The following is a 12,393-nucleotide window of genomic DNA, read 5'->3' as shown; positions in this document are numbered from 1 at the left end:
GTGCTCGACGTCAACTTCTTCGACGAACTGCGCATCGGCCTGGCCACCGCCGAGGGCATCCGCCAGTGGTCGCACGGTGAGGTCAAGAAGCCCGAGACCATCAACTACCGCACCCTGAAGCCGGAGAAGGACGGGCTCTTCTGCGAGAAGATCTTCGGTCCGACCCGGGACTGGGAGTGCTACTGCGGCAAGTACAAGCGCGTCCGGTTCAAGGGCATCATCTGCGAGCGCTGCGGCGTGGAGGTCACGCGCGCCAAGGTGCGTCGTGAGCGGATGGGCCACATCGAGCTGGCCGCCCCGGTCACGCACATCTGGTACTTCAAGGGCGTCCCGAGCCGGCTGGGCTACCTGCTCGACCTGGCTCCCAAGGACCTCGAGAAGATCATCTACTTCGCGGCGTACGTGATCACCTCGGTGAACACCGAGCTGCGGCACAACGACATGTCCACGCTCGAGAACGAGATGAGCGTGGAGCGCCGCCGGGTCGAGCAGACCCGCGACGCCGACCTGGAGGCCCGGGCCCAGAAGCTCGAGGCCGACATCGCCGAGCTCGAGGCCGAGGGGGCCAAGGGCGACGTCCGCCGCAAGGTGAAGGACGGCGGCGAGCGCGAGATGCGTCAGCTGCGCGACCGCGCCCAGCGCGAGCTGGACCGGCTCGACGAGATCTGGACGACGTTCACCAAGCTCGACGTCCAGCAGCTCATCGCGGACGAGTCCATCTACCGCGAGCTGTACGACCGCTACGGCGACTACTTCACCGGCGCCATGGGTGCCGAGGCGATCCAGAAGCTGCTGGAGAACTTCGACATCCCGGCCGAGGCCGAGAAGCTGCGCGAGATCATCCGGTCCGGCAAGGGCCAGAAGAAGCTGCGCGCGCTCAAGCGGCTGAAGGTCGTCGCGGCGTTCCAGACCACCGGCAACTCGCCGATGGGCATGGTGCTCGACTGCGTCCCGGTCATCCCGCCGGACCTGCGCCCGATGGTGCAGCTCGACGGTGGCCGCTTCGCGACCTCGGACCTGAACGACCTGTACCGCCGGGTCATCAACCGGAACAACCGCCTCAAGCGACTGATCGACCTCGGCGCGCCCGAGATCATCGTCAACAACGAGAAGCGGATGCTCCAGGAGTCCGTCGACGCGCTGTTCGACAACGGCCGTCGCGGCCGGCCGGTGACCGGGCCGGGCAACCGCCCGCTCAAGTCGCTGTCCGACCTGCTCAAGGGCAAGCAGGGCCGGTTCCGCCAGAACCTGCTCGGCAAGCGCGTCGACTACTCGGGCCGTTCGGTCATCGTCGTCGGCCCGCAGCTGAAGCTGCACCAGTGCGGTCTGCCCAAGCAGATGGCGCTGGAGCTGTTCAAGCCGTTCGTGATGAAGCGCCTGGTGGACCTCAACCACGCGCAGAACATCAAGTCGGCCAAGCGGATGGTCGAGCGCGGCCGCTCGCAGGTGTGGGACGTGCTCGAGGAGGTCATCTCCGAGCACCCCGTGCTGCTGAACCGTGCGCCCACGCTGCACCGTCTCGGCATCCAGGCCTTCGAGCCGCAGCTGGTGGAGGGCAAGGCCATCCAGCTGCACCCGCTGGTCTGCGAGGCGTTCAACGCGGACTTCGACGGTGACCAGATGGCGGTGCACCTGCCGCTGTCGGCCGAGGCGCAGTCCGAGGCGCGCGTGCTGATGCTGTCGTCGAACAACATCCTGTCCCCGGCGTCGGGTCGCCCGCTGGCGATGCCGCGTCTGGACATGGTGACGGGTCTGTTCCACCTGACCCGCCAGCGCGACGAGGCCCTCGGTGCCGGGAACCACTACGGCTCCGCGGCCGAGGCGATCATGGCCTACGACCGCAAGGTCCTCCACCTGCAGGCGCCGATCAAGATCCGGCTCCCGCAGGTCACGCCGACCCCCGGTGCCGCGGCCGAGACCATTACCGAGGACGGCGTCTGGACCGCGGAGACCACGCTCGGGCGGGTGCTGTTCAACGAGCTCCTGCCGGCGGACTACCCGTTCGTCAACGAGCCGCTGCCGAAGAAGCGCCAGGCCACGATCGTCAACGAGCTGGCCGAGCGCTACTCGATGACCGAGGTCGCGCAGGTCCTGGACCGGCTGAAGGACGCGGGCTTCTACTGGGCCACGCGCTCCGGCGTCACGATCTCGATCGCGGACGTGCTGGTCCCGCCGGCCAAGGCGGGCATCCTCGAGGAGTACGAGGCGAAGGCCGACCAGATCAACAAGCGCTACCAGCGTGGTGCCCTGTCGCACCAGGAGCGCAACGACGAGATGGTCAAGATCTGGAGCCGGGCGACCGAGGAGGTCGCCAAGGCGATGGAGCAGAACTTCCCCGAGGACAACCCGATCCCGACGATCGTGCAGTCCGGGGCCGCGGGCAACATGACCCAGATCCGCCAGCTGGCGGGTATGAAGGGTCTGGTCGCGAACCCCAAGGGTGAGTTCATCCCGCGTCCGATCAAGGCCTCCTACCGCGAGGGCCTGTCGGTGCTGGAGTACTTCATCTCCACCCACGGCACCCGTAAGGGTCTGGCGGACACCGCGCTGCGGACCGCGGACTCCGGGTACCTGACCCGTCGTCTGGTCGACGTGTCGCAGGACGTCATCGTCCGCGAGGTCGACTGCGGCACCGAGCGCGCCATCCCGATGGCGGTCACCGAGGAGACGAGCGACGGCCGGTTCATCCCGCACCGTTACCTGCGCACCTCGGTGTACGCCCGTACCTCCGGCGAGGAGATCACCGCGGCGGACGGCACCGTGCTGGTCCGCAAGGGCGACGACCTCGGCGACGCCGTGCTCGACGCGCTCGTCGCGGCCGGCGTCAAGACGGTCCGGGTCCGCTCCGCGCTGACCTGCGCCTCGGCCACCGGTATCTGCGGCATGTGCTACGGCCGCTCGATGGCCACCGGCAAGCTGGTGGACGTCGGCGAGGCCGTCGGCATCGTCGCCGCGCAGTCCATCGGTGAGCCCGGCACCCAGCTGACGATGCGTACGTTCAAGCAGGGTGGCGTCGCGGGTGACGACATCACGACCGGTCTGCCGCGTGTCACCGAGCTGTTCGAGGCCCGGGTCCCGCGCGGCAAGGCGCCGATCGCCGACGTCGACGGCCGCATCCGCATCGAGGACGGCGACCGGTTCTGGAAGATCACGCTGATCCCGGACGACGGCGGCGAGGAGATCGTCTACGAGAAGCTGTCCAAGCGGCAGTGGCTCGGGATGACCACCGTCGACGGCACCGAGCGTCCGCTCGCGGACGGCGACCACGTGACGGTCGGCCAGCTGCTCCTCGAGGGCATGGCGGACCCGCACGAGGTGCTGCGTGTCATGGGCCCGCGTGAGGTGCAGCTGCACCTCGTGCGTGAGGTGCAGAAGGTGTACCGCACGCAGAGCGTGGACATCCACGACAAGCACATCGAGGTCATCGTCCGGCAGATGCTGCGCCGGGTCACGATCATCGACTCGGGTGCGACCGAGTTCCTGCCCGGCGCACTGGCCGAGCGGGGCGAGTTCGAGTCCGAGAACCGCCGGGTCGTCGCCGAGGGTCTGGAGCCGGCCTCCGGCCGTCCGGTCCTGATGGGGATCACCAAGGCCTCGCTGGCGACGGAGTCGTGGCTGTCCGCGGCCTCGTTCCAGGAGACCACCCGCATCCTCACCGATGCCGCGATCAACGGAAAGCGCGACAAGCTCGTCGGGCTCAAGGAGAACGTGATCATCGGTAAGCTGATCCCGGCCGGTACCGGCATCAACCGGTACCGCAACATCCAGGTCCAGCCGACCGAGGAGGCTCGCGCGGCCGCCTACGCGCTGCCGAGCTACGACGACGGCTACTACAGCCCGGACGTCTTCGGCACGGGCACCGGTGCCGCGGTGCCGCTGGACGACTACGACTTCGGTCGCGACTACCGCTGAGGTAGCCGTCCGGTCCGGACCCACGACGGTGGGTCCGGACCGTGACCGGACAGGTCCCGGACGGGGCCGGACACCGCTCTCCCGTGGCGGTGCCCGGCCCCGTTCGTGCGTTCCGGGGCCGCCCGGGGGGAGCGGGCCTCAGCGCAGGCAGTCCGCCCGCAGGGCCAGGCCCAGGGTGCGCAGCGAGGCGTCGGCCTCCGCCAGCAGCCCGGCCAGCGTCGGGAAGGCGTGCCACATGCCGGGCGCGCGCTCGTAGGTGACCGGTGTCCCGGCCGCGCGGGCGCGCTCGACGAGGGTGTCGGCGTCGTCGACGAGGATCTCGTCGGCACCGGCGACGACGTGCAGCGGCGGCAGCCCGGCCAGGTCCGCGTCGAGCGGCAGGAGCTCGGGGGCGCCGGTGTGCGGCCCCGCGTAGTCGGCGACGGCGTCGGGCAGCCAGGACGGGTCGAGCATCGCGTCGGAGGCGACGTTGCGGGTGAGCGCGTCCGCGGTGCAGGACAGGTCCAGCCAGGGCGAGATCAGCCCGATCGAGCCCGGCAGGTCCTCGCCGGCCGCGCGCAGCCGCAGCAGCAGCGACATGGTCAGCCCGCCACCCGCGGAGTCGCCGGCGACCGCGATGTGCCGGGCCGGGATCCCCGCGGCCCGCAGGGCGGTCCAGGCGGCGTACGCGTCGTCGAGGGCGGCCGGGAACGGGTGCTCCGGGGCGAGCCGGTAGTGCGGGGCGAGGACCGCGCTGCCGGTGGCGTGCGCGAGCCCGGCGAGCAGCGGCCGGTGCGACGCCGAGGACCCCACGAGGTACCCGCCGCCGTGCAGGTAGAGCACCCGGTGCGGGGCCGTCGGCCCGGGCGGTGCGACGACCGCGGTGGGCACCCCGCCGAGCGTCCCGCGGGCCCGACGGGTGCCGCGGGGGAGCGGGAGCGACGCACCGACGAGGTCGAGTCCACGCCGCCGCAGGGCGACGGGTAGTGTCGGGGCGAGCAAGGGCGCGATGAGTGCGCGCGTGGCGAGGCGGTTGACGGCCGTCGGCAGGTGCATACCGGACCGTAACCGTCCCTCCGTCGCCACCGTCCACAGGGTGATCCACACCGTGATCGACACGGCGGGATCCCGCTGGGGCGCAGTCATCGCCCACCACCGATCCGACCGCGACGAGCGGCCGTCGATCTGCGACGAGCGGGTGAGTCCGCTTGCCAGTGACGGCGTCGTGCGGCATCGTCGGGTCACCACAGGTCTCCTCCGGGGCGTCGTCCCGGGGGATCCGAGGACCATCGAAGCCCCCGATGGCCCCGAAGGCAGGTCCGAGGCGAACGCCCGGAACGGACCCGCTTTGACCGTGTCGAAGAGGGCCGGGTATTCTCATGTCTTGTGCTCGGCTCCGGTCGGGCAGGTCCGCGTGTCCCGTGGTGTGCACCGATCCGTTGGTTCCGACCCTCAGATCTGTGGTTGCGCCCCGGAGCAGGGCACGCCGGACGTCCCGACAGCCTCCGCGGGGCCCTTCCGGCCCCGAGCGTGCCCGGGACGACACGCCCGACCTCGGGGTCCGGCGCGACGGTGGCGGAGTCCGGCGAGAGCCGGCAGCCACGCCGGCGCCCGGAGCCCGGGACACCGAACCAAGATCACCAGTGTCACGGCGAGCGAGACAGTCGAGCCACGTCGACGGGAAGAAGTAGACGGTTCATGCCCACGATCCAGCAGCTGGTCCGCAAGGGCCGCGAGGACAAGGTCTCCAAGACCAAGACCGCCGCGCTGAAGGGAAGCCCCCAGCGCCGCGGGGTCTGCACCCGCGTGTACACCACCACGCCCAAGAAGCCGAACTCGGCGCTGCGCAAGGTCGCCCGTGTGCGCCTGTCCAGTGGCATCGAGGTCACCGCGTACATCCCCGGTGAGGGCCACAACCTGCAGGAGCACAGCATCGTGCTCGTGCGCGGTGGTCGTGTGAAGGACCTCCCCGGCGTGCGTTACAAGGTCATCCGTGGGTCGCTGGACACCCAGGGCGTGAAGAACCGCAAGCAGTCCCGCAGCCGCTACGGCGCGAAGAAGGAGAAGAGCTGATGCCCCGCAAGGGCCCCGCCCCGAAGCGTCCGCTGGTCTCGGACCCGGTCTACGGCTCGCCGCTGGTCACCCAGCTGGTGAACAAGGTCCTGAAGGACGGAAAGCGGTCGCTCGCCGAGCGCATCGTCTACGCCGCCCTCGAGGGCACCCGTGACAAGACCGGCACCGACCCGGTCGTCACGCTGAAGCGCGCTCTCGACAACGTGAAGCCGGCCCTCGAGGTCCGCAGCCGCCGTGTCGGTGGCGCGACCTACCAGGTCCCCGTCGAGGTCCGTGCCGTCCGGCAGACCACCCTGGGGCTGCGTTGGCTGGTCACCTACTCCGGCCAGCGCCGTGAGAAGACCATGGTCGAGCGCCTCATGAACGAGCTGCTCGACGCCAGCAACGGCCTCGGCGCCAGCGTCAAGCGGCGCGAGGACATGCACAAGATGGCGGAGTCGAACCGCGCCTTCGCCCACTACCGCTGGTGACCGGCCGACCGTCGGGCGCCAACTCGCGATCCAGGGAGAGCTGAGCAGTGGCAGCACAGGACGTGCTGACGGACCTCACCAAGGTCCGCAACATCGGCATCATGGCCCACATCGACGCCGGTAAGACGACCACGACCGAGCGGATCCTGTACTACACGGGGATCAACTACAAGCTCGGCGAGGTGCACGACGGCGCCGCCACCATGGACTGGATGGAGGAGGAGCAGAAGCGCGGCATCACGATCACGTCGGCCGCGACGACCTGCTTCTGGAAGAACCACCAGATCAACATCATCGACACCCCCGGGCACGTCGACTTCACCGTCGAGGTGGAGCGGTCCCTGCGGGTGCTCGACGGCGCGGTCGCGGTCTTCGACGGCAAGGAGGGGGTCGAGCCGCAGTCCGAGCAGGTCTGGCGGCAGGCCACCAAGTACGACGTCCCCCGCATCTGCTTCGTCAACAAGATGGACAAGCTGGGCGCGGACTTCTACTTCACCGTTCAGACGATCAAGGATCGCCTGAACGCGACCCCGCTCCCGCTCCAGATCCCGATCGGCTCCGAGAACGACTTCATCGGTGTCGTCGACCTGGTCGAGATGCGCGCGCTCACCTGGCGCGGCGAGGTCGCCAAGGGCGAGGACTACACCGTCGAGGCCATTCCGGCGGACCTCCAGGCCAAGGCCGAGGAGTACCGCACGGCGCTCGTCGAGGCCGTCGCCGAGACCGACGACGAGCTCATGGAGCTCTACCTCGGTGGCGAGGACCTGACGACCGAGCAGATCAAGACCGGTGTCCGCGCGCTGGTGACCAACCGCGCCGCCTACCCGGTCCTCTGCGGCTCGGCCTTCAAGAACAAGGGCGTCCAGCCGATGCTGGACGCGGTGATCGACTACCTGCCGTCGCCGTACGACGTGCCGCCGGTCGAGGGTTTCCTCACCGACGGCGAGACGCCGGCGAGCCGCAAGCCGTCGAAGGACGAGCCGTTCTCGGCCCTCGCCTTCAAGATCGCCGCGCACCCGTTCTTCGGCAAGCTGACCTACATCCGGGTGTACTCGGGTCAGGTCGCCGCCGGCGCCCAGGTCATCAACTCGACCAAGGACCGGAAGGAGCGCATCGGGAAGCTCTTCCAGATGCACTCCAACAAGGAGAACCCGGTCGACGAGGCCGTGGCCGGCCACATCTACGCGGTCATCGGTCTGAAGGACACGACCACCGGCGACACGCTCTGCGACCCGCAGAACCCGATCGTCCTCGAGTCGATGACCTTCCCGGACCCGGTCATCCAGGTCGCCGTCGAGCCCAAGTCGAAGGCGGACCAGGAGAAGCTCTCGCTGGCGATCCAGAAGCTGGCGGAGGAGGACCCGACGTTCCAGGTCTCCCTGGACGACGAGACCGGCCAGACCATCATCGCCGGCATGGGCGAGCTGCACCTCGAGGTGCTGGTCAACCGGATGAAGTCCGACTACAAGGTCGAGGCCAACATCGGTAAGCCGCAGGTGGCCTACCGGGAGACCATCAAGAAGGCCGTCGAGAAGTTCGAGTACACGCACAAGAAGCAGACCGGTGGTTCGGGCCAGTTCGCCCGCGTCATCATCAAGCTCGAGCCGCTCACCAGCGGTGACGGTGCGCTGTACGAGTTCGAGAACAAGGTCACCGGTGGCCGTGTCCCGCGGGAGTACATCCCGTCGGTCGACGCCGGTGCCCAGGACGCCATGCAGTACGGCATCCAGGCCGGCTACCCCGTCGTCGGTGTGAAGCTCACGCTGCTGGACGGTCAGTACCACGAGGTCGACTCCTCGGAGATGGCCTTCAAGGTCGCCGGTTCGATGGCGTTCAAGGAGGCGGCCCGCAAGGCGAGCCCCGCCATCCTCGAGCCGATGATGGCCGTCGAGGTGATGACGCCCGAGGACTACATGGGTGACGTCATCGGCGACCTGAACTCCCGCCGCGGCCAGATCCAGGCCATGGAGGAGCGGGCTGGTGCCCGTGTCGTGAAGGCGACCGTGCCGCTGTCCGAGATGTTCGGCTACGTCGGCGACCTGCGGTCGCGGACCCAGGGCCGGGCGAACTACACGATGGTCTTCGACTCCTACGCCGAGGTTCCGGCGAACGTGGCGAAGGAGATCATCGCGAAGGCCACGGGCGAGTAAGAGCTCCCCGGGGCGGGCCCCAGTGCCCGACCTGCTCGGAGGGTGCGGTCCGCGGATCGGTAAGGTCCGCGGCCCGCACCACCCGACACCCACAGACCTGCCGTCAGCACGGCGGAGTACAGACACGAGTCCAGGAGGACCCAGCAGTGGCGAAGGCGAAGTTCGAGCGGACCAAGCCGCACGTCAACATCGGCACCATCGGTCACATCGACCACGGCAAGACCACGCTGACGGCGGCCATCACCAAGGTTCTGCACGACAAGTTCCCGAACCTCAACGAGGCTTCGGCGTTCGACATGATCGACAAGGCGCCGGAAGAGCGCCAGCGCGGTATCACCATCTCGATCGCGCACGTCGAGTACCAGACCGAGAAGCGGCACTACGCGCACGTCGACTGCCCCGGGCACGCCGACTACGTGAAGAACATGATCACCGGTGCCGCCCAGATGGACGGCGCGATCCTGGTGGTCGCCGCGACCGACGGCCCGATGCCCCAGACCCGTGAGCACGTGCTGCTCGCGCGTCAGGTCGGCGTGCCGTACATCGTCGTCGCCCTGAACAAGGCGGACATGGTCGACGACGAGGAGATCATGGAGCTCGTCGAGATGGAGGTCCGCGAGCTGCTGTCGGCTCAGGACTACCCGGGCGACGACCTCCCGATCGTGCGCGTCTCGGCGCTGAAGGCGCTCGAGGGCGACGACAAGTGGGCCGAGGCCATCGTCGAGCTCATGGACGCGGTCGACGAGGCCATCCCGGAGCCCGAGCGCGACATCGAGAAGCCGTTCCTCATGCCCGTCGAGGACGTCTTCACGATCACCGGTCGCGGCACGGTCGTGACCGGCCGTATCGAGCGCGGCATCGTCAAGGTCAACGAGACCGTCGACATCGTCGGCATCCGGCCGAACAAGACCTCGACCACCGTCACCGGTGTCGAGATGTTCCGCAAGATCCTCGACGAGGGTCGCGCCGGTGAGAACGTCGGTCTGCTCCTGCGCGGTATCAAGCGTGAGGACGTGGAGCGCGGCCAGGTCGTCGTGAAGCCGGGTTCGATCACCCCGCACACCGAGTTCGAGGGCCAGGTGTACATCCTGGGCAAGGACGAGGGCGGCCGTCACACCCCGTTCTTCAACAACTACCGTCCGCAGTTCTACTTCCGGACGACCGACGTGACCGGCGTCGTGACCCTCCCGCAGGGCACCGAGATGGTCATGCCGGGTGACAACACCACCATGAGCGTTCAGCTGATCCAGCCGATCGCCATGGAGGAGGGCCTGCAGTTCGCCATCCGTGAGGGTGGCCGCACCGTGGGCGCCGGCCAGGTCACCAAGATCAACGCGTGACGTGACGGGGCCGTCCCCCTGGGGGCGGCCCCGTTACCCACCCCCCGGTCGAGGGTGCCGCACAGCGGTGTGTCATCCTTGACGGGTTGCACGATGAGCATGGCGCGTGGAAGCGCCGCCTCTGTTCCCGGTCTCCGGTAGTCCAGGGGTCGCGTACCACGCGCCATGTTCGTTGTCAGCCCCGGTTCCGCGGTCCGCCGCGCCACCGGGGAGATTCCGAGCGACATGCCCGCCCCAGATGGGGGTGGGACGCGGTGACCCGGGCATAACCATGCGGGTAGGGCGCGACACGCCCGACCTCGTGGACCGGAGAGCCCCGGCAGGACGAGTGCTCCAGGGAACTGGACGCGCGACTCCGGGCCGACAGAGACCTGAACAGAGCACGGGCCGCAGCCGGCCCGCCGGACATCCGGTGGCAGCACGGCGCGAGTTCTTACGGGGCCGAACCGCGACACCCCCGCGGCAGGAAGAAGAGGACGACCGACGACCATGGCGGGACAGAAGATCCGCATCAGGCTCAAGGCCTATGACCACGAGGCAATCGACGCGTCTGCTCGCAAGATCGTGGAGACCGTGACGCGTACCGGTGCCCGGGTCGTCGGCCCCGTGCCGCTGCCTACCGAGAAGAACGTGTACTGCGTCATCCGCTCGCCGCACAAGTACAAGGACTCGCGCGAGCACTTCGAGATGCGCACGCACAAGCGACTCATCGACATCCTCGACCCGACGCCCAAGACGGTCGACGCGCTCATGCGCATCGACCTGCCGGCGAGCGTCGACGTCAACATTCAGTGACGGCGGGGTGGAGACGATGACTGCTGCATTCAAGAAGACGACTGCCACCAAGCAGACGAAGAAGGTCACCGGCCTCCTGGGCACCAAGCTCGGGATGACCCAGTTGTTCGACGAGAACAACCGCATCGTGCCGGTCACCGTGGTCCAGCTCGGGCCGAACGTCGTGACGCAGGTGCGCTCGCAGGAGACCGACGGCTACACCGCCGTCCAGCTGGCCTACGGGGCCATCGACCCGCGCAAGGTGAACAAGCCGGAGTCCGGCCACTTCGCCAAGGCCGGCGTCACCCCCCGTCGCCACGTCCTGGAGCTCCGCACCTCCGACGCCGCCGAGTACACCACCGGCCAGGAGGTCACCGTCGAGGCGTTCGCCGAGGTGGCCGAGGTCGACGTGGTGGGCGTGACCAAGGGCAAGGGCTTCGCCGGTGTCATGAAGCGCCACGGGTTCAAGGGCCTGGGCGCCTCGCACGGCACGCAGCGCAAGCACCGTTCGCCGGGCTCCATCGGCGGCTGCGCCACCCCGGGCCGCGTGTTCAAGGGTGTGCGGATGGCCGGCCGGATGGGTTCCGACCGCCAGACCACGCAGAACCTGAAGGTCCACCGGGTGGACGCCGAGCGCGGGCTGCTGCTCGTCAAGGGCGCCGTCCCCGGTCCGCGCGGTGGCCTCGTCGTGGTGAAGACCCCCGCGAAGGGTGATGGCAAGTGAGCACCGTGCAGATCAAGACCCCCGAGGGTTCCGCCGGCGGCAGCGTCGAGCTGCCGGACCACGTGTTCGACGTGACGGCGAACATCGCCCTCATGCACCAGGTGGTGACCGCGCAGCTCAACGCCGCGCGTCAGGGCACGCACGACGTGAAGGGTCGCGGCGAGGTCCGCGGCGGTGGCAAGAAGCCGTACCGGCAGAAGGGCACCGGTCGCGCCCGTCAGGGCTCGATCCGCGCGCCGCAGTTCGCCGGTGGTGGCATCGTCCACGGCCCGACGCCCCGCGACTACTCGCAGCGGACCCCGAAGAAGATGAAGGCCGCCGCCCTGCGTGGCGCCCTCTCCGACCGGGCCCGCGCCGGCGCCGTGCACGTCGTGTCCGCCTTCTCCGAGGGTGACGCGCCGTCGACCAAGGCCGCCCGCAAGGCGATCGAGGCCGTCGTGCCCGACGCCCGCCGGGTGCTCGCGGTCGTCGAGCGTTCCGCGGAGAACGCCCTGCTGAGCCTGCGCAACCTGCCGCAGGTCCACCTGATCGCGCCCGACCAGCTGAACACCCACGACGTGCTCGTCAACGACGTCGTGCTGTTCACGCAGGCGGCGCTGGACGAGTTCCTGGCCGGCCCGATCGCGAAGCCGAAGGCTGCTGGCCGCCGCGCTGAGGAGGCCGACAAGTGATCACGGACCCGCGGGACGTGCTGCTCGCGCCGGTCGTCTCGGAGAAGAGCTACGGGCTGCTCGACGAGCGCCAGTACACCTTCGTCGTGGCACCGGACGCGAACAAGACCCAGATCAAGATCGCCGTGGAGAAGGTGTTCGGGGTCAAGGTGACCAGCGTGAACACGCTGAACCGCCCGGGCAAGCGCAAGCGCTCCCGCACCGGCTACGGCAAGCGCAAGGACACCAAGCGCGCGATCGTCACGCTCTCCGAGGAGAGCAAGTCGATCGACGTCTTCGGTGGCCCGGCGAGCTGAGGGA

The 12,393-nt window shown here is 69.0% G+C and carries 10 protein-coding genes; 9 read left to right on the top strand and 1 reads right to left on the bottom strand.

Going from position 1 to position 12,393, the window contains the following annotated elements:
• Positions 1-3,912 carry a DNA-directed RNA polymerase subunit beta' gene (locus tag KPL57_RS28480; protein ID WP_226353830.1) on the top strand — a complete coding sequence of 1,304 codons (3,912 nt, stop codon included), beginning with the start codon at positions 1-3 and terminating at the stop codon, positions 3,910-3,912.
• Positions 3,913-4,050: 138 nt separating this feature from the next.
• Here KPL57_RS28480 and KPL57_RS28475 read toward each other — a convergent pair whose 3' ends face one another.
• Positions 4,051-4,947: an alpha/beta hydrolase gene (locus KPL57_RS28475; RefSeq protein WP_226353829.1), complete on the bottom strand. Its 897-nt coding sequence runs from the start codon at positions 4,945-4,947 to the stop codon at positions 4,051-4,053.
• Between the two features lie 642 nt (positions 4,948-5,589).
• Here KPL57_RS28475 and rpsL point away from each other — a divergent pair.
• The 8 genes from rpsL (at position 5,590) to rplW (ending at position 12,389) form a co-directional block, all read left to right on the top strand.
• On the top strand, positions 5,590-5,964 hold the full coding sequence (gene rpsL, locus KPL57_RS28470) for a 30S ribosomal protein S12 (protein ID WP_020622943.1): 375 nt from the start codon (positions 5,590-5,592) through the stop codon (positions 5,962-5,964).
• Complete coding sequence (gene rpsG / locus KPL57_RS28465) at positions 5,964-6,434, top strand: 30S ribosomal protein S7 (protein WP_020622942.1); 471 nt, start codon at positions 5,964-5,966, stop codon at positions 6,432-6,434. Before rpsL ends, rpsG begins: the two co-directional genes overlap by 1 nt.
• Before the next feature lie 47 nt (positions 6,435-6,481).
• Positions 6,482-8,584, top strand: coding sequence for an elongation factor G (fusA, locus tag KPL57_RS28460; RefSeq protein WP_308253048.1), 2,103 nt, complete (start codon positions 6,482-6,484; stop codon positions 8,582-8,584).
• A gap of 146 nt (positions 8,585-8,730) precedes the next feature.
• Positions 8,731-9,924: an elongation factor Tu gene (gene tuf / locus KPL57_RS28455; RefSeq protein ID WP_062397848.1), complete on the top strand. Its 1,194-nt coding sequence runs from the start codon at positions 8,731-8,733 to the stop codon at positions 9,922-9,924.
• Between the two features lie 489 nt (positions 9,925-10,413).
• Complete coding sequence (gene rpsJ / locus KPL57_RS28450; RefSeq protein WP_003938093.1) at positions 10,414-10,719, top strand: 30S ribosomal protein S10; 306 nt, start codon at positions 10,414-10,416, stop codon at positions 10,717-10,719.
• 16 nt (positions 10,720-10,735) lie between these two features.
• Positions 10,736-11,422 (top strand): 50S ribosomal protein L3, encoded by a 687-nt coding sequence (gene rplC / locus KPL57_RS28445; RefSeq protein ID WP_051050086.1) that lies wholly within the window; start codon positions 10,736-10,738, stop codon positions 11,420-11,422.
• Entirely contained in the window at positions 11,419-12,093 is a 675-nt protein-coding gene (rplD, locus tag KPL57_RS28440; protein ID WP_226353828.1) for a 50S ribosomal protein L4, read from the top strand. The genes rplC and rplD overlap by 4 nt, the downstream gene beginning before the upstream one ends.
• Positions 12,090-12,389 (top strand): 50S ribosomal protein L23, encoded by a 300-nt coding sequence (gene rplW / locus KPL57_RS28435; RefSeq protein ID WP_062397845.1) that lies wholly within the window; start codon positions 12,090-12,092, stop codon positions 12,387-12,389. The genes rplD and rplW overlap by 4 nt, the downstream gene beginning before the upstream one ends.
• The last annotated feature ends 4 nt before the right edge of the window (positions 12,390-12,393 follow it).

Source organism: Pseudonocardia sp. ICBG601, assembly GCF_020496245.1.
This window is presented reverse-complemented; position numbering and strand designations above follow the sequence as displayed.

Bases quoted from the DNA above. Each gene is read 5' to 3' on its own strand.
- rpsJ (WP_003938093.1), top strand. From the start codon at position 10,414: ATGGCGGGACAGAAGATCCGCATCAGGCTCAAGGCCTATGACCACGAG.
- rplC (WP_051050086.1), top strand. From the start codon at position 10,736: ATGACTGCTGCATTCAAGAAGACGACTGCCACCAAGCAGACGAAGAAG.
- rpsG (WP_020622942.1), top strand. From the start codon at position 5,964: ATGCCCCGCAAGGGCCCCGCCCCGAAGCGTCCGCTGGTCTCGGACCCG.
- KPL57_RS28475 (WP_226353829.1), bottom strand. From the start codon at position 4,947: ATGCACCTGCCGACGGCCGTCAACCGCCTCGCCACGCGCGCACTCATC.
- rpsL (WP_020622943.1), top strand. From the start codon at position 5,590: ATGCCCACGATCCAGCAGCTGGTCCGCAAGGGCCGCGAGGACAAGGTC.